The sequence below is a fragment of the Streptomyces flavusporus genome (genome assembly GCF_046267975.1).
Classification (GTDB): Bacteria; Actinomycetota; Actinomycetes; order Streptomycetales; family Streptomycetaceae; genus Streptomyces; species Streptomyces flavusporus.
The window spans coordinates 7,512,606-7,532,642 of sequence record NZ_CP176503.1; the positions used below are offsets into that span (position 1 = coordinate 7,512,606).

Annotated in this window: 16 protein-coding genes and 3 pseudogenes; 6 read left to right on the forward strand and 13 right to left on the reverse strand. The window is 69.7% G+C overall.

Features of this window, described 5'->3' with window-relative positions; translation table 11 throughout:
* Nucleotides 1-192: 192 nt before the first annotated feature.
* Entirely contained in the window at nt 193-1,455 is a 1,263-nt protein-coding gene (locus tag ACKTSN_RS35410; RefSeq protein WP_409472849.1) for an IS701 family transposase, read from the reverse strand.
* Between the two features lie 80 nt (nt 1,456-1,535).
* On the opposite strand from ACKTSN_RS35410, the gene ACKTSN_RS35415 reads away from it, so the two are divergent.
* Entirely contained in the window at nt 1,536-2,690 is a 1,155-nt protein-coding gene (locus tag ACKTSN_RS35415; protein WP_409472850.1) for a right-handed parallel beta-helix repeat-containing protein, read from the forward strand.
* Between the two features lie 294 nt (nt 2,691-2,984).
* Here the strand turns inward: ACKTSN_RS35415 and ACKTSN_RS35420 are convergent, their stop codons facing one another.
* From ACKTSN_RS35420 to ACKTSN_RS35435, 4 genes are all read right to left on the reverse strand, one after another.
* A complete protein-coding gene (locus tag ACKTSN_RS35420) occupies nt 2,985-4,208 on the reverse strand; it encodes an IS110 family transposase (protein ID WP_409467819.1) in 1,224 nt (407 codons plus the stop codon).
* 295 nt (nt 4,209-4,503) lie between these two features.
* Nucleotides 4,504-5,337, reverse strand: coding sequence for a pectate lyase (locus tag ACKTSN_RS35425; RefSeq protein ID WP_409472851.1), 834 nt, complete (start codon nt 5,335-5,337; stop codon nt 4,504-4,506).
* Nucleotides 5,338-5,422: 85 nt separating this feature from the next.
* Nucleotides 5,423-6,295, reverse strand: a complete 873-nt coding sequence (locus ACKTSN_RS35430) for a hypothetical protein (RefSeq protein ID WP_409472852.1) — start codon at nt 6,293-6,295, stop codon at nt 5,423-5,425.
* On the reverse strand, nt 6,292-6,858 hold the full coding sequence (locus tag ACKTSN_RS35435) for a SigE family RNA polymerase sigma factor (RefSeq protein ID WP_409472853.1): 567 nt from the start codon (nt 6,856-6,858) through the stop codon (nt 6,292-6,294). The genes ACKTSN_RS35430 and ACKTSN_RS35435 overlap by 4 nt, the downstream gene beginning before the upstream one ends.
* A 226-nt stretch (nt 6,859-7,084) precedes the next feature.
* On the opposite strand from ACKTSN_RS35435, the pseudogene ACKTSN_RS35440 reads away from it, so the two are divergent.
* From ACKTSN_RS35440 to ACKTSN_RS35450, 3 genes and pseudogenes are all read left to right on the forward strand, one after another.
* A pseudogene (locus ACKTSN_RS35440) lies at nt 7,085-7,234 on the forward strand (NCS2 family permease); the annotation flags it as partial.
* Nucleotides 7,235-7,295: 61 nt separating this feature from the next.
* On the forward strand, nt 7,296-8,558 hold the full coding sequence (locus ACKTSN_RS35445) for an IS701 family transposase (RefSeq protein WP_409467247.1): 1,263 nt from the start codon (nt 7,296-7,298) through the stop codon (nt 8,556-8,558).
* A gap of 64 nt (nt 8,559-8,622) precedes the next feature.
* Nucleotides 8,623-9,990, forward strand: a complete 1,368-nt coding sequence (locus ACKTSN_RS35450; protein WP_409472854.1) for an NCS2 family permease — start codon at nt 8,623-8,625, stop codon at nt 9,988-9,990.
* 2 nt (nt 9,991-9,992) lie between these two features.
* Here ACKTSN_RS35450 and ACKTSN_RS35455 read toward each other — a convergent pair whose 3' ends face one another.
* The 6 genes and pseudogenes from ACKTSN_RS35455 to ACKTSN_RS35480 all read right to left on the reverse strand — a co-directional run bounded on the left by ACKTSN_RS35455 (nt 9,993) and on the right by ACKTSN_RS35480 (nt 15,796).
* Nucleotides 9,993-11,438 carry a peptidoglycan D,D-transpeptidase FtsI family protein gene (locus ACKTSN_RS35455; protein WP_409472855.1) on the reverse strand — a complete coding sequence of 482 codons (1,446 nt, stop codon included), beginning with the start codon at nt 11,436-11,438 and terminating at the stop codon, nt 9,993-9,995.
* A gap of 55 nt (nt 11,439-11,493) precedes the next feature.
* On the reverse strand, nt 11,494-12,144 hold the full coding sequence (locus tag ACKTSN_RS35460; RefSeq protein WP_409472856.1) for a response regulator transcription factor: 651 nt from the start codon (nt 12,142-12,144) through the stop codon (nt 11,494-11,496).
* A pseudogene (locus tag ACKTSN_RS35465) lies at nt 12,141-13,470 on the reverse strand (sensor histidine kinase). The gene ACKTSN_RS35460 and the pseudogene ACKTSN_RS35465 overlap by 4 nt, the downstream one beginning before the upstream one ends.
* Nucleotides 13,467-14,465 (reverse strand): hypothetical protein, encoded by a 999-nt coding sequence (locus ACKTSN_RS35470; protein ID WP_409472857.1) that lies wholly within the window; start codon nt 14,463-14,465, stop codon nt 13,467-13,469. The pseudogene ACKTSN_RS35465 and the gene ACKTSN_RS35470 overlap by 4 nt, the downstream one beginning before the upstream one ends.
* An 80-nt stretch (nt 14,466-14,545) precedes the next feature.
* A pseudogene (locus ACKTSN_RS35475) lies at nt 14,546-14,746 on the reverse strand (GNAT family N-acetyltransferase); the annotation flags it as partial.
* Nucleotides 14,747-15,022: 276 nt separating this feature from the next.
* Nucleotides 15,023-15,796, reverse strand: a complete 774-nt coding sequence (locus ACKTSN_RS35480) for an IclR family transcriptional regulator (RefSeq protein ID WP_129797205.1) — start codon at nt 15,794-15,796, stop codon at nt 15,023-15,025.
* A gap of 133 nt (nt 15,797-15,929) precedes the next feature.
* Between ACKTSN_RS35480 and ACKTSN_RS35485 the strand changes: the two genes are divergently transcribed.
* Both ACKTSN_RS35485 and ACKTSN_RS35490 read left to right on the forward strand, forming a co-directional pair.
* Nucleotides 15,930-17,459, forward strand: coding sequence for an aldehyde dehydrogenase (NADP(+)) (locus ACKTSN_RS35485; RefSeq protein WP_409472858.1), 1,530 nt, complete (start codon nt 15,930-15,932; stop codon nt 17,457-17,459).
* A gap of 133 nt (nt 17,460-17,592) precedes the next feature.
* Nucleotides 17,593-18,201, forward strand: a complete 609-nt coding sequence (locus ACKTSN_RS35490; RefSeq protein WP_409472859.1) for a DUF1349 domain-containing protein — start codon at nt 17,593-17,595, stop codon at nt 18,199-18,201.
* Between the two features lie 248 nt (nt 18,202-18,449).
* Here ACKTSN_RS35490 and ACKTSN_RS35495 read toward each other — a convergent pair whose 3' ends face one another.
* Nucleotides 18,450-19,376, reverse strand: a complete 927-nt coding sequence (locus ACKTSN_RS35495; protein ID WP_409472860.1) for a hypothetical protein — start codon at nt 19,374-19,376, stop codon at nt 18,450-18,452.
* Nucleotides 19,377-19,435: 59 nt separating this feature from the next.
* Nucleotides 19,436-19,891 carry an NUDIX domain-containing protein gene (locus tag ACKTSN_RS35500; RefSeq protein ID WP_409472861.1) on the reverse strand — a complete coding sequence of 152 codons (456 nt, stop codon included), beginning with the start codon at nt 19,889-19,891 and terminating at the stop codon, nt 19,436-19,438.
* Nucleotides 19,892-20,037 lie beyond the last annotated feature (146 nt).

The following is a 20,037-nucleotide window of genomic DNA, read 5'->3' on the forward strand; positions in this document are numbered from 1 at the left end:
GCCACTGCGACGACCGGATCTCAGAAACGGGCCGGGGCGGCCCCTCCGGCCCGTTTCGCTCCATCCCCCTAGTAGGGCTTTGTTAGGTCCTGTGGTGGGGTTCGGGTGCTGGTGCGGGTTGGCCGCATATCGAGCAGGCGCCGGTCCAGGTGGCCAGGAGGGCCTGGAGTTCGCGGAGGACCGCGTAGAGGGTCAGGCCGGCGCAGGGGCTTTTGGGTCGAGCCTGAGCATGGTGCAGAAGGCCTGGGCGAGGGGCGCGAGGGTGACGTGGCGGTGCCAGCCGAGGTAGTTGCGGCCCTCGAAGTGGTCCAGGCCCAGACCGTCCTTGAGCTCGCGGTAGTCGTGCTCAACTCGCCATCGGATCTTGGCGATTCGTACCAGTTCGCGCAGTGGGGTGTCGGCGGGAAGCGTCGAGAGCCAGTAGTCGGTTGGCTCGGCGGAGTCGGGTGGCCACTCGACGAGCAGCCAGCAGTCGGGCAGGGAGCCGTCGGCGGCGCGGCGGATGGTGCGGTTGGCCGGTCGGACCCGCAGGGCCAGGAACTGCGAGCGCATCTCGGCGTTCGGGTTGCGTCTGGTGGCCTTGCTGCCCTGGCGCCAGGTGACGGTGCGGGTGGCCGCTCGGCCGACGGCCAGGGCCAGGGCGCGCAGGGTGGTGTGCGGTTGGGGGTAGGCGGACACGGGAGGGCGGCCCTGCCCGGAGTACGGCGGGCGTTGGGGTGTGGCATTGCCGGGGTGCGCGGTCGTGGTGGCTTTGACCGCGACCGCGTAGGTCAGGCCGCGCTCGGTCAGGCCCTCGCGAAAGCCGGTGGCGTCGCCGTATCCGGCGTCGGCGGCGACCGGAAGGTCGGGCAACTCCCAGTTGTCGCGCACCTCGTCGAGCATGTCCAGCGCCAGGCGCCACTTCTCCCGGTGCCGCTCGGTGTCCGGGATTCCCGCCTTGGCGCGGCGGCGCCGGATCGCCTCGGCCATCAGCGCGTCCTCGCCGTACTTGGTGTCGTCCCAGCTCTCGGGCAGGAACAGGCGCCAGTCGACAGCCGATGACGCACGGTCACTGACCAGGTTCACACTGACGCCGACCTGGCAGTTGCCGCGCTTACCCAGGGCGCCGCAGTACATCCGCGCCACCCCCGGTGAGTCGTAGCCGTCCTTGGGGAAGCCGACATCATCGATCGCGTACGCCTCGGGAGAAATGTGCGCGGCAGCCCAACGGGCCAGCCGCTCACGGACCTTGGAGTAGTCCCAGGTGGACGATGAGACGAACTGCTGCAGCTGCTGGTGGTCCACGCCCAGGCGCTCGGCCATCGGCTGCATGGACTTGCGCTTGCCGTCCAGCATCAGCCCGCGCAGATACAGCTCGCCCTTGGCCCGCTGGTCCCGACGCGCCAGCGAACCGAGCATCTCCGCCGCGAACGCCTCCAGGCGCGGGCGGACCGTCTCCATCTCCTCAGGTGTCACACCTGACAGAACATCACAATCTACCTGACGATGATCAATCGGGGTACCTAACAAAGCCCTACTAGGAAAGGAACGCCCCAGTGCGTCAGAGCACCGGACGCCACCGCAGGACGCGCACCCTCTCGATCGCCGCGGCAGTGGCTGTCGCCGCGGGGGCGGGCGGCGTCTACCTCGGCCTGTCCGACGGCGGCGCCCAGGCCGCCTCGACGACGGTCACCGTCTCCACCACCCCCGAACTGGAGTCGGCCGTCAGGAACGCCGTCGCCGGTACGACCGTCCAGGTGCGCGGCGGCACGTACACCCCCACCGCCACCCTCAAGTCCACGGCCAGCAGGACGAGTTCCAGCCGGATCGCACTGAAGGCGTACGGCAGCGAGAAGGTGAAGATCGACGGCTCCAAGCTGCCCGACGGCTCCTGGCTCGCCGGGGTCTACGGCAGCTACTGGACCGTCGAGAACCTCACCTTCCAGAACTCCCCGGCCCAGGGCTTCGTCGTCACCTCCTCCACCGGCGGCATCTTCCGCAACCTCGTCACCGCGAACAACGGCGACTCCGGCTTCACCCTGCGCGGCGACGGCACCGTGAACAACCTCGTGCAGAACCTGGACAGTCACGGCAACTACGACCCGGCCGGACACGGCCAGAACGCCGACGGCATCGCCGTCAAGTTCGGCTCCGGCACCGGCAACGTCCTCGACGGCGCCCGCCTCTACAACAACTCCGACGACGGCCTCGACCTGTGGCAGTTCTCCTCGCCGGTCACCATCAAGAACTCCTGGGCCTTCGGCAACGGCAAGAACCGCTGGTCCGACTCCGCCTTCGAGGGCAACGGCAACGGCTTCAAGCTGGGCGGCGGCGGAGCCTCCGTCGCCCACAAGGTGCAGAACAACGCCGCCTGGGACAACACCCTGCACGGCTTCACCGAGAACTCCAACACCGGCGCCATCGTGCTGTACCGCAACACCGCCTACGCCAACACCGAGGACGGCTTCTACTTCGCCACCGGCAAGGCGCGTCTCGCACGCAACCTCGCCGTCGGCAACGGCCACGCGAAGGCGAAGCTCGGCGGTGCCACCGTCTCGGCGGCCAACAACTGGGACGCGGGTGTCGCCACACCGGCGTTCGCCACCACGGACGCGACCAGCGCGTACGGCGCCCGCGGTGCGGACGGCTCGCTGCCGTCGACCACCTTCCTGGCCACCGGATCCACGAGCATCGGCGCGACGATGAAGTAGCCGGGGAAACACAAGGGAACGCCCCCGCCGGTCGTCACCGGCGGGGGCTTTCCATGCGCCGGACGAGGGGGGCTCGGTCCGACATGCCGGCCCGAGGGGGGTGCCCCTATCTGTTTCGTCAACCCCGGTGGGGTCGGCTTGTAGGGGTTGATCGTGGTTTTCGGGAACGTCCCGCGGATCGGGGTGTTCCCGGCGGATCGGGTGGCTGATGGGCAGCCCGGTGGCCGGCAGGGCCGGATTGGCCGTGCCGGTACGCGGGCGTGATGGGGCCTGGAGGGTAGGGCGGTGGAGTCGTCAGGCGGCGAGGTCGACGTCGCCCGGGGTGCGTGCTTCGTAGAGGGCCCCGGTGCGGATCATCGCGTGGATGACGTTCACGCGCTGGCGGGCCAGGCGGAGGATCGCCTGGGTGTGGGTCTTGCCGCGTGCGCGTTGCCGGTCGTAGTAGATCCGGGAGGACAGGTCGGCTTTGCAGCCGATCGCGGCGAACGCGGCCTGGAACAGGGCGCGTTTGAGGAGCCGGTTGCCGCGGTGGGGTGCGTGCTCGCCGCGGATGGAGGTGCCCGAGGACTTCGTGGCGGGCGCGAGTCCGGCATAGGAGGCGAGGTGCCCGGCGGTGGGGAAGCCGGTGCCGTCACCGATCGCGACGATCACGGCCGCCGTGGTCCTGACGCCCAGGCCGGGCAGGGACGTCAAGAGGTGGAAAAGAGGGAGGGCCTCCAGCAGGGCGGCGATCTCCTGCTCGGCCTGGCGGCGCTGGGTGTGGGCGGCGGCGAGCTGGGCGGCAAGTCCTGGCACGATCAGCGCGCTGGCCTCGGTGCCCGGAACGACCAGGGTCTGCTCGGCGAGCGCGTCGAAGATCTCTGCGGTCAGGTGGTGGGCCTTGCGCGAACCGTGCACCTTGAGCAGGGCCTCGCAGCGGGCCCGGCCCAGTTTCCTCAGTCTCGCCGGGGAGCCGTGGCGCTGAAGGAGGGCCTGGACATAGGGGTAGGCCAGGCGCGGGCCGAGCACACGCTCGAGAGAGGGGTGGATCTGGGAGAGCAGGCCGCGCAGCCGGTTGGTGGCGCGGTTGACCTCGCCGGCCAGGTCGTTGTCGTAGCCGGTGAGCATGGTCAGCTCGGCCAGCACCTCGTCGTCGCGGTCCACCGCGCGCAGTGTGTGCGGCATGGTGCGGGCGGTCTCGGCGATCACGAACGCGTCGCGGGCGTCGGTCTTGGCCTCGCCCGGGTGCAGATCGGCGGCCCGCCGCATCGACAGCCCGGGCAGGTAGGCCACCCGGCAGCCGGCCGCGCGGGCCACCGTCAACGGCAGCGCGCCGATGTTGGCGACCTGGTCCACGATCACCAGAACGGTGCCGAACTTCGCCACCAGCTTGGTGAACAGCTCCAGCAGTCTCGGCTCGGTGTTGGGCAGCCGCTTGTCGTGCACGGTTCTGCCGTCCGCGGTCCGGCCGTGGGCGTGGTGGAACTCCTTGCCCAGGTCCAGGCCGAGGAAGAGATCTATCGCGGTCGTGTCGACCATGTGCGCGTGCCCCTCGCCACTCGTCTCCTCAGCTCCCGGCCGTCCCTGCGGCACCACACGCCGGCAACCACGTTACGCAGACATGCCGCCCGTGAAGCGGCCCGGCATTGCGCCGGACCAGGCGGTCGTCAGGCCCCTCATCAGCGGTCAAGCGGTGCCCCGAAGCCCGGCGGCAACACCCCCCAGGTCATCCGTACGACAGGGGGCACACAGCCATACCGGACCCGGGGGCCAGGCGCCCCATTGCGGGGCCACGAAAAAGGTAACGGGGCTCGGGCCGGCAGCTCTCAGCGACTCACTTGTAGGTGACGTCGGAGGCCGTGTAGCGGCAGTGCGTGCCGTCCGGGCCGCTGCCGAGCTCCTTGGGCTCCGCACCGGTGTTGTTGCCCTGGAAGCGGGTGCACACCTTCATCTTCTTGCTGCTGTCGCCGTGGATGCGCACCTTGCGCAGGGCGGCCGTGTCGCCGAAATTGGAGTTGATGCCGACGATCGACTTGCCCGGCGCCGTCACATCGACGTCGTTGATGATGATCGAGCGGTTCTTGTACTGCGTCGAGCAGTTGCCGCAGGTGCGTACCAGCTTGCCGAAGTCCGACACCTGGAACTTCGTCACGACCAGCTTGCCCGCGCCGTTGAACTGGAAGACCTTGTCGCTGGCGCTCTTCGCACCGCCGCCGTGCACGGTGTAGACGGACGACGCCGACTTGCCCTTGAACGTGGCGGCGTCCTCGCCGACGTCCTCCCACCACACGTTCTGCAGCGTGCAGCTGCCCTGGCAGTGGATGCCGTCGGCGGCGGGGGAGCCCAGGATGACGTTCTTCAGGACCGCGCCGTCCTTCAGCTGGAAGATCGGGTCCTGGCCCTCCTCCTGGCCGTTGCCGCCCAGTTCGCCGCTGCCGTAGAAACGCTGGTAGCCGCCGTCGTACGCGCCCGACACCGAGATGGTGCTGCTCACCGCCTTGTTGCCCTTGGCGGTCGGCCAGTTGGACGCGGCGCCGGCGGTGGACAGCAGCGACGTGGTGGCGAACGCCGCTCCGGTGATGCCGAGCGCGGCCACGGAACCGATCACGGCCCGCCGCCTGGTGACCCGGCGGCGGTGCCTCACGCGCTGTTCTGCTGGTGCAGTCATGTACCGATTCCTCAAGTGGGTGGTGACTCTTGCGCCTTGTGGTCGTCACCGGTGAGGAATGGGTTGCCGTGTCTCCAGAAATTTTTTACGAGTCGCCCTCGGACGAGTCGTCGTCGTCCTGGGCGGCGAAGTCGCCCGCCACGGACAGCTCTTCGGAGCCCGCCCGCGCGGTCGCCGCATAGCCGTCGTCCTTGGCGTCCCGGCCGCCGCGCTCGTGGTCGTACTGCCCGGCGAACACCCACTCGCCCTCCGGGACCGTACGGCCCTCCTTGAGCACCCAGGTGTACACCAGGAAGCCGTCCTGCTCGCCGACCGTCAGCGTGAAGTCGTCCTCGGGCAGCGACCGCCAGGCGCCGGTCGAGGAGACCCCGCCGGTCTGCGCGATCCTCAACTGCACGGTCAGCTCGGTCAGTTGTTCGCTGGTCTTGACGGTGATGTTGCTCTGCGCCCAGAAGTCGTTGCTGTGCGGGTCCACCGAGCCGTCCGACCACAGCGGACCGTCCTCGACGCCGGCGCCGGCGGGCAGCTGTGCCGGTGCGGACGCCGAGGCGGACGGCGACTGCGCCGGGGGCGAGCTGGGCTCCTCCCGGGACTCCACCGGGCTGCTGGGCTCCGGGTCCACCGGGAACGCGGGCGGGCGGCTCGTCGCCTCCGGCGACGGCGTGGGCGTCGCCGACACGGCGACCTTCCGCTGCGGGGGAGCCTCCTCCTTCACCGCGGACGCGACCGCGTACCCGCCGACCGCGAGCACACCCGCGACCGCGGCCGTCGCACCCGCGACCCGCAGCCAGCCGAACGCCGGCGGGAGGGTCGCCCGGTGGCCGCTGCCGCCGCGGACCTCCTCGGTCATACCGCGCTCGATCCGGGCCAGGATGCGCGCGCGGTCGGGCTCGTGCGCCTCGGCCGCCTCGTGCAGCCGGGCGCGCAGCTCGCCGTGCACGTCCCGCTGCATCGTCATCGGTCCCTTCCTCCGGCCTCACCGGTGCGCGCCATCGCCGCGCGCACCTTCTGCGGAGCTTGTTGTGGGCCGAGCAATCGTTGCAGCTCGGCCATTCCCTTCGAGGTCTGGCTCTTCACCGTACCCACCGACACACCCAGGGCGAGGGCGGTGTCCTTCTCCGACAGGTCGAAGGCGTGCCGCAGCACCACACAGGCCCGCTTGCGGAACGGCAGCCGACGCAGCGCCGCCTGTACATCCACCGAGCCCGCTATGTCCGGGTTCTCGGTCTTCTCCTCGCGCTGGGACCAGAACAGGGCGATCCGGCGACGCTCGCGCACCGCGCTGCGGATGCGGGTGCGGGCGAGATTGGCGACCACTCCGCGCGCGTACGCCACCGGATGGTCGGCCGCGCGTACCCGGTCCCAGCGGTGCCACAGTGCCAGCAGCGCATCCGCCGCGAGATCGTCGGCGGCGTCCGCCTCACCCGTCAGCAGATGGGCCAGGCGGGCCAGTTCGGCGTAATGGCGCTCGAAGAAGGCTTGGAACTCCACGGAGGCGGCGTCGTCGACGACTGTCCCCACGGGCGGTCTCTCCTCGAAGCGTTGGCCCGGCATCGAACTGCCGTACGCCGGGATGAGGTCCGGAACTGTACCAGCGATACTCATGTGATTCGTACGGGGCTTCGAACGCCGTGTGGCAGGCCGAACCCGATTCCGTAACACGGAGAAAACCTGAAACAGGTTCAACGAGGGAACAATCCAGCCAGCATCCGCACACAGATCATTCAGGCGCCAAGGAGTGTCCGCCATGTCCGAAACGCAGAAGGTGACCGACCGGCCAAGTGCCCCGCCACCGGCGGCGAACAGCATCGACGGGTTCTTCAAGATATCCGAGCGGGGGTCCACCTTCGGCCGGGAGATACGCGGCGGCTTCGCCACGTTCTTCACCATGGCCTACTAGGGCTTTGTTAGGTACCCCGATTGATCATCGTCAGGTAGATTGTGATGTTCTGTCAGGTGTGACACCTGAGGAGATGGAGACGGTCCGCCCGCGCCTGGAGGCGTTCGCGGCGGAGATGCTCGGTTCGCTGGCGCGTCGGGACCAGCGGGCCAAGGGCGAGCTGTATCTGCGCGGGCTGATGCTGGACGGCAAGCGCAAGTCCATGCAGCCGATGGCCGAGCGCCTGGGCGTGGACCACCAGCAGCTGCAGCAGTTCGTCTCATCGTCCACCTGGGACTACTCCAAGGTCCGTGAGCGGCTGGCCCGTTGGGCTGCCGCGCACATTTCTCCCGAGGCGTACGCGATCGATGATGTCGGCTTCCCCAAGGACGGCTACGACTCACCGGGGGTGGCGCGGATGTACTGCGGCGCCCTGGGTAAGCGCGGCAACTGCCAGGTCGGCGTCAGTGTGAACCTGGTCAGTGACCGTGCGTCATCGGCTGTCGACTGGCGCCTGTTCCTGCCCGAGAGCTGGGACGACACCAAGTACGGCGAGGACGCGCTGATGGCCGAGGCGATCCGGCGCCGCCGCGCCAAGGCGGGAATCCCGGACACCGAGCGGCACCGGGAGAAGTGGCGCCTGGCGCTGGACATGCTCGACGAGGTGCGCGACAACTGGGAGTTGCCCGACCTTCCGGTCGCCGCCGACGCCGGATACGGCGACGCCACCGGCTTTCGCGAGGGCCTGACCGAGCGCGGCCTGACCTACGCGGTCGCGGTCAAAGCCACCACGACCGCGCACCCCGGCAATGCCACACCCCAACGCCCGCCGTACTCCGGGCAGGGCCGCCCTCCCGTGTCCGCCTACCCCCAACCGCACACCACCCTGCGCGCCCTGGCCCTGGCCGTCGGCCGAGCGGCCACCCGCACCGTCACCTGGCGCCAGGGCAGCAAGGCCACCAGACGCAACCCGAACGCCGAGATGCGCTCGCAGTTCCTGGCCCTGCGGGTCCGACCGGCCAACCGCACCATCCGCCGCGCCGCCGACGGCTCCCTGCCCGACTGCTGGCTGCTCGTCGAGTGGCCACCCGACTCCGCCGAGCCAACCGACTACTGGCTCTCGACGCTTCCCGCCGACACCCCACTGCGCGAACTGGTACGAATCGCCAAGATCCGATGGCGAGTTGAGCACGACTACCGCGAGCTCAAGGACGGTCTGGGCCTGGACCACTTCGAGGGCCGCAACTACCTCGGCTGGCACCGCCACGTCACCCTCGCGTCCCTCGCCCAGGCCTTCTGCACCATGCTCAGGCTCGACCCAAAAGCCCCTGCGCCGGCCTGACCCTCTACGCGGTCCTCCGCGAACTCCAGGCCCTCCTGGCCACCTGGACCGGCGCCTGCTCGATATGCGGCCAACCCGCACCAGCACCCGAACCCCACCACAGGACCTAACAAAGCCCTACTACATCCTTGTCCTGAATCCGATCATCCTGGGCAGTGCCAGGGACAAGTACGGGGAGCAGCTCGACGCGGTTCAACTCACCACCGCCACCGCCCTGGTGGCCGCGGTCATGACCGTCATCATGGGCATCGGCGGCAATCTGCCCCTCGCCCTGGCCGCCGGACTCGGCCTCAACGCGGTCGTCGCCTTCCAGATCGCCCCGCTGATGAGCTGGGACGACGCGATGGGCCTGATCGTCCTCGAAGGCCTGCTGATCTGCGTACTTGTCGTCACCGGGCTGCGTGAGGCCGTCATGCACGCCATCCCGCAGGCGCTCAAGCAGGCGATCAGCGTCGGCATCGGCTTGTTCATCGCGTTCATCGGCTTTGTCGACGCCGGCTTCGTCAGCCGCATCCCGGACGCCGCGAACACCACGGTGCCGGTTCAGCTCGGCGGCTCCGGCACGCTCACCGGGTGGCCGATTCTTGTCTTCTGCCTCGGTGTGCTGCTGACCATCGGACTGCTCGCCCACAAGGTCAAGGGCGCCATCCTCATCAGCATCGTCACCATGACCGTCGTCGCGATCGTCATCAACTCGATCGCCGACATCAAGACCTGGGGCCTGACCACGCCCGAGCTGCCCGACCAGGTCGTGGACACCCCCGACTTCGGACTGATCGGCGACTTCAGCCTGTTCGGCGCGTTCAGCGAGCCCGGCGTCGGCGTCATCACCGTCGTCCTGCTGGTCTTCACGCTGATCCTGTCCGACTTCTTCGACACCATGGGCACGGTCGTCGGCATCAGCACGGAGGCCGGGCTGCTGGACAAGGACGGCAAGGTCCCGAACCTCGGCCGCGTCCTGCTGATCGACGGCGCCGCGGCCGTCGCGGGCGGCGCCGCATCGTCGTCCTCGGCGACCTCCTACATCGAGTCGGCGGCCGGCGTCGGCGAGGGCTCGCGCACCGGCTTCTCCAACCTGGTCACCGGCGGCCTGTTCGCCCTCGCCCTGTTCTTCACCCCGCTGCTCACCATCGTCCCGCTCCAGGCGGCCGCCCCGGCCCTGGTCGCCGTCGGCTTCCTGATGATGACCCAGGTCAAGCAGATCGACTGGGACAGGTACGAGATCGCCATTCCGGCGTTCCTCACCATCGCGGTGATGCCCTTCACGTACTCCATCACCAACGGCATCGGTGCGGGCTTCGTCGCCTACGTCCTGATCAAGACGGTGCTGGGCAAGGCGAAGGAGGTCCACTGGCTGCTGTGGGGGACCTCGGTGCTGTTCCTGGTGTACTTCGCGATCGACCCGATCGAGCAGATCCTGGGAGTCAAGTAGCCCTAGCCGTTGAGCGCCGCCTCCATCACCTTCTTGGCCACGGGGGCGGCCAGCCCGTTGCCGCTGACCTCCGAACGCGCCGCGTCCGACTGCTCGACGACCACCGCCACGGCGACCTCCTCGCCGTCGGCCTTCCCGTAGGACGTGAACCAGGCGTACGGCGTCTTGCTGTTGTTCTCGCCGCGCTGGGCCGTGCCGGTCTTGCCGCCCACCGTCGCGCCCGCGATCTGCGCGTTCGTCCCCGTGCCGTCCTCGACCACCGTCTGCATCGCCGACTGGAGCTGCTCGGCGGTGTCGGAGCTGACGATCTCCTTGGTCCCGGCGTTGTCGTCGTAGTTCTCCAGGACGTCCCCGCCGCCGTCGGTGATCTGCGACACCATGTGCGGCGAGACCAGCTTGCCGCCGTTGGCAATGGCCGCCGACACCATGGCCATCTGCAGCGGCGTCGCGGTCACGTCGAACTGGCCGATGCCGGACAGCGCGGTCTGCGCCTCGTCCATGTCCTTCGGGTACACGCTCTCGTACGCCCGCACCGGCACGTCCTGCTCGTCGTCGTTGAAGCCGAACTTCTCGGCCATCGCCCTGACCTTGTCCTGGCCCAGGTCGACGGCCATGCTCCCGAAGACGTTGTTGCACGAGTACTGAAGAGCCACCCGGATCGAGGCGTCCTCACACGGGGCGGACGGGTTCTCGTTCGTCAGCTCGTCGCTCGACTGCGGCAGCGGATACGGGTCCGGGCTGTCCGTCTTCTCGTCCACCGACGAGTACAGGCCGTCCTCCAGCGCGGCCGCCGCGACGACCAGCTTGAACGTCGAACCCGGCGGCAGCGGCCGGCGCAGCGCCCGGTTCGTCATCGGCTTGTCGGCGTCCTTGGTCAGCTGCTCCCAGGCGTCCGAGTCGCCCGTGGTGATCCGCGACGGGTCGTACGACGGAGTGGAGACGACCGCCAGGATCTTCCCGGTCGTGGGGTCGATCGCGACGGCCGCGCCCTTCTTGTCGCCGAGCGCGTCGTACGCCGCCTTCTGCACATCCGGGTCGATCGTCGTGATCACGTTGCCCGGGTCGGACCGCTTGTTGGTGACGGTGTCCAGCACGCTCTTGAGGCGGTTGTCGGTGCCGTCGAGCAGGTCCTGGTAGATGCCCTCGAGCTGGGTGGCTCCGAACGCCTGCGAGCTGTACCCGGTGACGGCCGCGTACAGCGCGCCGTCCGTGTACGTCCGCTTGTACGCGAGGTCGCCGCTCTTCGTCCGCGCCGAGCCGGTGACCGCCTCGCCGCCCACGACGATGTTGCCGAGCGGCTCGCTGTACAGCGCGATCGTGTTCCGCCGGTTTTCCTTGTCGTCCGCGAGGGCCTGGCCTTCGTAGAACTGCACCCAGGTCGCCCTGACCAGCAGAGCGAACACGAGCAGCAGCGCGAAGACGGACGCCCGCCTGATCGTCTTGTTCATCCCACTCGAGACGACGATCGGGATGGGGGCAGTCGTTCCCTTGCGCCCCGTTTTCTCATCGAGCGTTCATGAAGCCCGCCTCGTAAGCGGCGATCACCGCCTGCGTGCGGTCCCGGGTGCCGGTCTTCGCCAGGACCGCCGCCACGTGCGACTTCACGGTGGCCGGACCGACGTCCATCCGCCGTGCGATCTCCGCGTTGGTCAGACCCTGCGCCATCAGCCGCAGCACCTCGCTCTCGCGGCACGTGAGCCTCGCCACCCAGGGCGGCGGCGCGGGGTACGCGCGCGCGTGCTCGGCCGCGAGGCTGCGGACCGCCGACGGGAACAGCAGGGTGTCGGTGCGCGCGACCAGCCGTACGGCCTGGACGAGCGCGTCGGCCTCCGCCCGCTTCAGCAGGAACCCGGCGGCTCCGGCGCGCAGGGCGTCGTACACGTAGGAGTCGTTCTCGAAGGTCGTGACGACGACGATGCGGGGCGGGTCGGGGAGCATGGCGAGGATCTGCTCGGTGGCCCGGATGCCGTCGATCTCGGGCATGCGTACGTCCATGAGGACGACGTCGGGTCTGCGGTCCCGTACGACCGTCACGGCCTCGGCCCCGGTGGCCGCCTCGCCGACCACCTCGAAGTCCGGCTCGGCGGAGAGGATGGCGCGCAGGGCGGTGCGGACCATGCGTTCGTCGTCGGCGAGGACGATCCGGATCGTCATGCGGATCCCTTCATGGGCAGTCGTACGTGCAGCCGCCACGTCCCCTGTGCGGCGCCGGCCTGAGTCGTCCCGCCCAGCAGCCGCGCCCGGTCGGCGATGCCTTTCAGGCCGTGGCCGCCGCCGGGGCGGCACTCGGGGACGCAAGCGACGGGATTCTCCACGGTGATCTCCAGGTGCCCGTCGGCCACTGCGGTCCGCAGCCGCACGGTCACCCCGTCACCGGCGTGCTTGAGGGCGTTGCTCAGCCCCTCCTGCACGATGCGGTAGGCCTCGCGGGAGAGGACGGGCGGCAGGGCGTCGGGGTCGGCCGTGAGCGTGGCCCGCACTCGCAGCCCACTCGCGCGGGTGCGGCGCAGGAGGCCGTCGAGGTCGGCGGCGAGGGTGGGCGCCGGGGCCGTGCCGGGAGCGTCGCCGTCTCTCAACACGCCCAGCACGGAGTCGAGTTCGCCGACCGTGCGCCGGGTCGTGTCCTCGATCGCGGCGAGGGCCTCGCGGACGAACTCCGGATCGGTGTCCAGGACCCGGCGGGCCGCGCTCGCCTGGAGGGTGACGGCGCTGAGGGCATGGCCCACGGAGTCGTGCAGCTCGCGCGCGAGCCGGTTGCGCACGGCGAGGTCGGCGGCGCGCGCCTCGGCTGCCGCGAGCCGGTCCTCGGGCGTGGGCCCGAGCAACGCGGGCGCCCAGCGGGCGAGGAGGGCCCCGGAGCCGGCCGCGCACGCCGCGAGCGCGATGAGGATCGCCACGCCCGCGACCGGCCCGAGCGTGAACACCCAGGTGTGGTCGAGGGCGGAGGGCAAGTCGAGCCAGTCGCGGTTCACGAGGGCGATGACGGGCAGGGCGACGAGGAACGCGGCGAACGGGCGATGACGGGCAGGGCGACGAGGAACGCGGCGAACGGGCGATGACGGGCAGGGCGACGAGGAACGCGGCGAACGGCGGCACCGCCAGCGACATCCCGGAGATGATCCCGCCGAACCCGAGGTGCAGCGTGAACCAGGCCGCCGTACGCCCCTTCGCGACGCGTGTCCGGGCCGGCCCGTCGGCGAGCCGGTCCCCGTCGACCCCGCACAGCCACCGCAGGGCACCGGCCTCCAGCGGCCGGGTCAGCGGGAACAGCACGGCGGTGACCGCGGCGAGGGGCAACCCGACGGCGAAGGAGAGGAGTTGGAGGGGCAGGTCGTTGAAGACATACCTGGAGTCGGTGGCCGGCCCGACGACGAGCTGACCGACGAAGACGTACGGCATGGCGAGCGCGCCGCCGATGATCAGATGGAGCCATCGGCGACGCGCTCGCCGACCGAACAGGAACCGGGCGAACTCGGTCACGCCGTACGACGTTTCCGGCTCGCCGCGCGCTCCGCGAGGAAGTGGACGCCGAGGCAGGCGACGAGGGTGCCGACGATCATCTCGCCGGCGTAGGCGAGGTTCATCAGCGGCGTCGGGCTGTCGGCCACGTCGGTGAGGGGCGCCAGCGACAGCCAGCCCGCCCAGCAGACCATGGCCGCGGAGCCGGTCCAGGCGAGGGCGAGGGGGAGCTTGACGGGCAGGGCCCGGCCGCGCCGGAAGGCGAGGAGGACGCCGCCGGTGACGGCCATGGCGAGGAACACGGCGTACATGACCTCCAGGACGTAGAAGTCACTGGTCCGGTCGGCGATCCGGGGCCCGCTGAGCCCGGCCGTGCCGCCGGACGCCCACAGGACATGGGCGGTCAGGGGCAGCAGGGCGAGCACGGCGGCCGCGACGGCCACTGCCCGCTGCGCCGCCCCGATGGCCCCGACCGGAAGCTCCCAGACCCGCCCCTCCCACAGCCGGCCCCAGCGGTCACGGGCGTACAGCACGAACAGCGCGCCGAGGGTGAGTCCCTGCACGATGAACCCGGTGTAGACGACCCCGAAGACCCAGGCGTCGAGGAACGGCCCCCCGCGGTCGTCCGTGGTGTCCGTGCTTCCGCCGAGCGCGCCGACGATCAGCTGGACGGGAAACCCGGCCATGATCGGCGCGAGCAGCCCGGTGGCCACCCACGCGGGGAAGGCCGGCAGCCACGCGGGCACCCGCAGCCCCCACGGCCGGGTCAGCACCAGCACGAGCACGATGACGGCACCGTCCATGAGCACGGTGACCGCGTTGGCGACGGCCATGGTGCCCCGATGCTCCAGCAGCGAGCTGCCGTCCGGGATTCCGATGTGACTCCCCGCGATCCAGGCGACCTTGAGCGCGAGATACGGCACGCAGGCGATGATGGCGACGGCGCGCAGCAGCCGACGGGGCCGGCTGAGGCCGACGGTTGGTATCACCGGAGTAGGAGCGAGTGTCTGCGTCATGCGTCCACGCTCCCGCGCGACGGCAGGGGCCCACCTCCTGCGCGACGGTGATCCGTCTCCGCCGCATGGGGGAGGCCCGCTCAGCCCTCCAACGCCAGGACCAGCTCGTCGATCTCCTCGCCGCGCGCGTGCGCGAACCCCCGGGCCCGGGCCCTGACCTGGAAGCCGCACTTCGTGAGCACCCGCAGCGAGCCCTCGTTGTCCGCCGCCGCCCGTGCGTACAGCGGGCGTTCGGGGACCTCGGCGAGGAGTCCGCGCAGGGCCGTGGCAATGCCTCGCCCCACTACGGTTCCATATCCATGGAGTCAGAGCGTCTCTGACTGGCTTAGGGATCCCCCGTGTTGCTCAGGGATGTAAGCCAATCGTCTTCGTGCCCTGGTGCTGACGGAGGACCGTCAGCCCGCGTGGCACGTCCCTCCGGACGCTGGTCGGCCCAGCCTGCACAGCTATGGGGTCGAGGAGGGTGCCCGACGTCGCCTGGGCGCCGGGCGTGCACGTAACAGTCTGCCACAGGATTGCTACGGACCGCTAATCCGATTGGTGAGCCACAAAAGGAGTCAGAGCCTGCGAGTGGCCAGGGTCAGCCGGTCCCGCGCGTCGAACAGGGCGTCCTTCACCATCTGCTCGTGCGCCGGGGTGAGGCGGGCCACCGGGATCGAGCAGCTGATCGCGTCCCGGGCCGGCGTGCGGTAGGGAATCGCCACGCCGAAGCAGCGCAGGCCCAGCGTGTTCTCCTCGCGGTCCACGGCGTACCCCTGCTCCCGTACCTGGTGCAGCTCCTCGATCAGCTTCTCCCGGTCGGTGATGGTGTTCTCGGTGAGGGCGGGGAGGGTCTCCGGCAGCATCTTGCGGACCTGCTCGTCCGTGTACGTGCTCAGCAGCGCCTTGCCGAGGGAGGTGGAGTGCGCGGGGAGGCGGCGGCCGACGCGGGTGAAGGGGCGCAGGTAGTGCTGCGACTGCCGGGTGGCCAGGTAGACGACGTTCGTCCCGTCCAGGCGCGCCAGGTGGATCGTCTCCGTCGTGTCGTCCGACAGCCGGTCCAGCGTCGGCCGGGCCACCGCGACCACCTCGTCGCCGTCGATGTACGACGTCCCCACCAGCAGCGCCCGTACGCCGATCCCGTACCGCGTGCCCGTCGCGTCGGTCTCCACCCAGCCGAGGTCGACGAGCGTGCGCAACAGCATGTACAGGCTCGACTTGGGATAGCCCACGGCCTCCTGGACCGCCGCGAGCGAGTGCATACCTGGACGTCCGGCGAAGTATTCGAGCAGCTCAACCGTCCGTACCGCGGACTTGACCTGCGCCCCGCCCCCCGTCTCGCCTGCCGACATCGCCCTTGACCCCTTCGTTCGACGGGAAATAGTCTCCAACAGCATATTCACCATCAGAGACAGTGTTCAGTATATCGAACGACCCTGGTGGATGACCCAGAACTGCGGCAATACATGTGTGGAGGGACCCGCGGTGGCAGCAGCACCAGTCTGGAGTGTCGACCCCCGAACCGGGAAGCAGCGTGAACAGGTTGCGGTGGAGGCCACAGCCCGGGAGGTGGACGCCACCGTCCGCGCCGCCCACGCCGTCCGCGGCGACCTCGCCGACCGCACGGTCCGGGCGGCCTTCCTGCGCACCGCCGCCGACCGGCTCCAGGATGCCAAGGACCAGCTCGTCGAGGCCGCCGACGCCGAGACCGCGCTCGGCCCGGTCCGGCTGACCGGAGAGCTCGCCCGCACCTGCTACCAGTTGCGGGCCTTCGCCGACATCGTCGACGAGGGCGCCTTCCTCGACGTTGTCATCAACCACCCCGACGACACCGCCACCCCGCCCGTCCCGGACCTGCGCCGCTACAAGGTCCCGCTCGGTGTCGTCGCCGTCTACTCCGCCTCCAACTTCCCCTTCGCCTTCTCCGTCGCCGGCGGTGACACCGCGAGCGCGCTCGCCGCGGGCTGCCCGGTGGTCGTCAAGGCCCACCCCGACCACCCCGCGCTGTCCGAGCTGGTCGCGGCCGTGCTGCGCCGGGCCGCCGCGGAGCACGGCATCCCCGAGGGGGTCGTGGGCCTCGTCCACGGCTTCGAGGCGGGCATCGAGCTGATCAAGCACCCGCTGGTCGCCGCGGCGGGCTTCACCGGTTCCGTACGAGGGGGCCGGGCCCTGTTCGACGCCGCCGCCGCGCGTCCGGTGCCGATCCCGTTCCACGGCGAGCTGGGCTCCCTGAACCCGGTGCTCGTCACCGAGGCCGCGGCAGCGGAGCGCGCCGAGCAGATCGGCGGCGGGCTCGCCGGCTCCATGACGCTGGGCGTCGGACAGTTCTGCGTGAAGCCGGGGCTCGTGCTGGCGCCGCAGGGTGCGGCCGGGGACCGGCTGGTGAAGTCGCTGACGGAGGCGGTCAGCGACACCGAGGCGGGCGTGCTGCTCGACCACCGTATGCGGGACAACTTCGTCGCCGGTGTCGCGGAGCGTGCGGAACTCCCCGACGTGGAGTCGCCCGTGACGCCGGGTGCGGGCGGCGAGCACACGGTGAGCGCGGGTTTCCTCACGGTTCCGGCGGAGAAGCTCACGCAGGAGGGGGAGTACGACCTGCTCCTCGAGGAGTGCTTCGGGCCGGTGACGGTCGTCGCCCGCTACGAGGACGAGGACGAGGCCAAGGCCGTTCTTTCGCGGCTGCCGGGGAATCTCACGGCGACGGTCCACCTCTCGGCGGAGGAGGCCGCGGGGGAGGGGCGTGGACCCGAACTGCTCGCGGAGCTGACGCCGCTTGCGGGGCGTGTGCTGGTGAACGGGTGGCCGACGGGGGTGGCGGTTGCGCCCGCGCAGCATCACGGGGGGCCGTACCCGGCGACGACGTCCACGTCGACGTCCGTGGGTGGGACGGCGATCGAGCGGTGGTTGCGGCCGGTGGTGTACCAGGGGGCGCCGGAGGCGCTGCTTCCTGCGGAGCTGCGGGACGAGAATCCTCTGGGTTTGCCTCGGCGGTTCAACGGACGTCTGGAGAGGTAGCGGTTGCGCCGTAGGTGCGGTGGAGTGCGGGCTGCGGGTTGTCTGTGGTTTCTCGCGCCCACGCGGCGGAGCCGCATATCGATGCAGCCCCGCGCCCCTGAGGACGTCCACCTGAACCTGGGACAATCACTCAATGGATGTCGAGCTTCCCGAACTCCCTTTCCCCCTCCGCACATACGGCCCCGACGGGCACTGGTCCTATGAGGACGGCGTCCTCACCGGATGGGCCGGGGCCCGGCAGGACCGGTTCGTGTCGCCCACCGGTGAGGCGCTCGACCCCGCCTCCGACGCGCCTCGGCTGCTCGGGGCGCCCGAGGGGGACTTCCAGCTGATCGCCCGGGTCACCGTCGGCTTCAACGCGGCCTTCGACGCCGGGGTGCTCTACGTCCATGTCGGGGAGCGGGCGTGGGCCAAGTTGTGTCTGGAGTACTCGCCGGCTGTGCCGACCGTGTGCACGGTGGTCACCCGGGGGCACTCCGACGACGCCAACTCCTTCACGGTGGAGGGGTCGTCGGTGTGGCTCCGGGTGAGCCGCACCGGTCGCTCCTTCGCCTTCCACGCCTCCCGCGACGGCGAGCACTGGACCTTCGTGCGGCTGTTCACGCTGGGCGGCGAGAAGGAGACGGGAGCGGCCCTGGTCGGCTTCATGACCCAGTCGCCGCTGGGGGAGGGATGCGTGGTGACGTACGACCACATCGAGTTCCGGCCGAGCTGGCCGCGGGATCTGCGGGACGGCAGCTGAGCCGGCGTACGGGAATGAAACCGGTCGCTTGAACGTTCACGCACCGGCGGAGGGAGTCTCCGTACCCGGTACGAGCCTGAGAGAGCGAGAACCTATGCGCGTCGAGATCTGGAGCGACATCGCCTGCCCTTGAACCACGGGAACCATAGGTTACCGCGAAGCCCTGACCAGGGTCTATGGCCAGTCAGCACGAAGCCCCGCCCGCCTGCCTCGGAGGAAGCTGACGAACGGGGCCGCTTGAGGACCGTCTAAGCGGTCAAGCTGGGGTCGAAGTACCCCGGCGTGCGGAACAGGCCCGTGAAGGTGCCGGGGCCGTGCCGTTCGTCCAGCCACGTCCCGAGCGCCGTCACGTCACCGCTGATGATGGCCATGAGAAGGCGCATGTGGCACTCGCTCTCTTCCCCAGGGGCGAACTCATCAAGGAAGTGCGTGTACCGGCGATTTACGCCCTTCTCATAGCCGCTGAGGGCCGCCGCGTATTGCGTCTGCTCTTCGCTCCCCGGCACACCCGCCGCGCGCCCGGCGTCCTCCTCCGTCAGCGTCCCCGTCACGTCCCGGTATGCGAGTGCGCCGAGAACGTCTGAGGGTTCCGTCACGCCGAACCGTTCTGCCGTCTGCCGGGTGATGGCGCGCGCCTCTTTGTCGCACGCGCCTTCCATGACGATTCCGAGATTTCGGGTGTGCTGGCTTCCGCGCTGGTCGGCAGCCGAGTAGGACTGTCCGCTAATGCGGCGGTAGTTGATTCCGTACTGAGTCCGGACGGGCACACCTGCCACCTCCACGTACCGCCGACGCGATCCGTAGTGAAGGCAGTCATGGGCGTACGCGCGAAGCAGGTCGAGAAGTGCCAGCGTGGGGCGCTCGGGATTCCGCCGTTCCATGGGCCCGTACATGGTGATGACGGCCACCATCTGAAGGTGCCGGTATCCCTGGTCCGGGTGGTGGAATCCTCCGAAGGCACCGGCACGCGAAGATTCGCAGCCGACCAATACGCGCTCAAGCGGCAGCATCTTCGCCAGCCCATACCCGGCGTACCGGTGGGTGGCGATTTCGACGCCAGCATGGAAAGGCGTGGTGTTGATTCCGTCTGCCGCCCACCGGCCGAGAATGTCCGAGAGGGGCCGGAACACGTGGTCGGGGTGCTTTCCCGTGAGCGGTGACGTGTCGGCACGCATGGCCGCCAGCGCCGCCAATGCCTTAGCACCGCTGATGGACTCGTTCGGCGCGAGTTCCGTTAAGTCGGTGCGCCCGACTTGATGAGCTGAATGTGACTCTCTTGCATCCCCTCCGGGAGCGCGTCCGGGCTGAACCATTTCGCCTCCAGAATCTCGAAGCTGTCGAGCTTGAGAGTTCCACCTACGCAGAGAGCTTCGTAGGCGATCTCCACGCGGAGCTTGTAGCCGCTGGTCACCTGAACCAGTCGCCCGGGAACGACGTCAAGACCGGTTTCTTCCCGGACCTCTCGAACGATGGTCTTCGGGAATTCCTCGCTCTTGATTGCGTAGCCGGTAGGAAGTCCCCATGGCCGGTCAGCGGGCCACATGCGGTGCTTAAGAAGCAGGACTTCCCCCGCCTCATTACGCACCACACCCGTCACGCCGATCATGAATTTGGCGTGGGCGAACCATAGGACGCGCCATTGCAGTGGGCCGCGAATGAGCTTCCACATTCGGGCAATGATTCGCTTCATACGCACCCTTTCGATAGGGCAAGCGTTGGACGCGCTTGCGATGCTGGCTCAACCTATGCCGTGGGGTGCGGGTCACGCCCACGCTTCTACGGTCCCGCCCCGGCCGCTCGACCTGTCCAGGGTTTCCACCACCGGGGCGGGATCTT

What these genes read in the sequence shown, in the direction of transcription:
- ACKTSN_RS35420 (WP_409467819.1), bottom strand. Translation starts at nt 4,208, where the DNA reads ATGGTCGACACGACCGCGATAGATCTCTTCCTCGGCCTGGACCTGGGC.
- ACKTSN_RS35425 (WP_409472851.1), bottom strand. Translation starts at nt 5,337, where the DNA reads ATGACTGCACCAGCAGAACAGCGCGTGAGGCACCGCCGCCGGGTCACC.
- ACKTSN_RS35430 (WP_409472852.1), bottom strand. Translation starts at nt 6,295, where the DNA reads ATGACGATGCAGCGGGACGTGCACGGCGAGCTGCGCGCCCGGCTGCAC.
- ACKTSN_RS35450 (WP_409472854.1), top strand. Translation starts at nt 8,623, where the DNA reads ATGCGGCCAACCCGCACCAGCACCCGAACCCCACCACAGGACCTAACA.
- ACKTSN_RS35455 (WP_409472855.1), bottom strand. Translation starts at nt 11,438, where the DNA reads ATGAACAAGACGATCAGGCGGGCGTCCGTCTTCGCGCTGCTGCTCGTG.
- ACKTSN_RS35460 (WP_409472856.1), bottom strand. Translation starts at nt 12,144, where the DNA reads ATGACGATCCGGATCGTCCTCGCCGACGACGAACGCATGGTCCGCACC.
- ACKTSN_RS35470 (WP_409472857.1), bottom strand. Translation starts at nt 14,465, where the DNA reads ATGACGCAGACACTCGCTCCTACTCCGGTGATACCAACCGTCGGCCTC.
- ACKTSN_RS35480 (WP_129797205.1), bottom strand. Translation starts at nt 15,796, where the DNA reads ATGTCGGCAGGCGAGACGGGGGGCGGGGCGCAGGTCAAGTCCGCGGTA.
- ACKTSN_RS35490 (WP_409472859.1), top strand. Translation starts at nt 17,593, where the DNA reads ATGGATGTCGAGCTTCCCGAACTCCCTTTCCCCCTCCGCACATACGGC.
- ACKTSN_RS35495 (WP_409472860.1), bottom strand. Translation starts at nt 19,376, where the DNA reads ATGCGTGCCGACACGTCACCGCTCACGGGAAAGCACCCCGACCACGTG.
- ACKTSN_RS35500 (WP_409472861.1), bottom strand. Translation starts at nt 19,891, where the DNA reads ATGAAGCGAATCATTGCCCGAATGTGGAAGCTCATTCGCGGCCCACTG.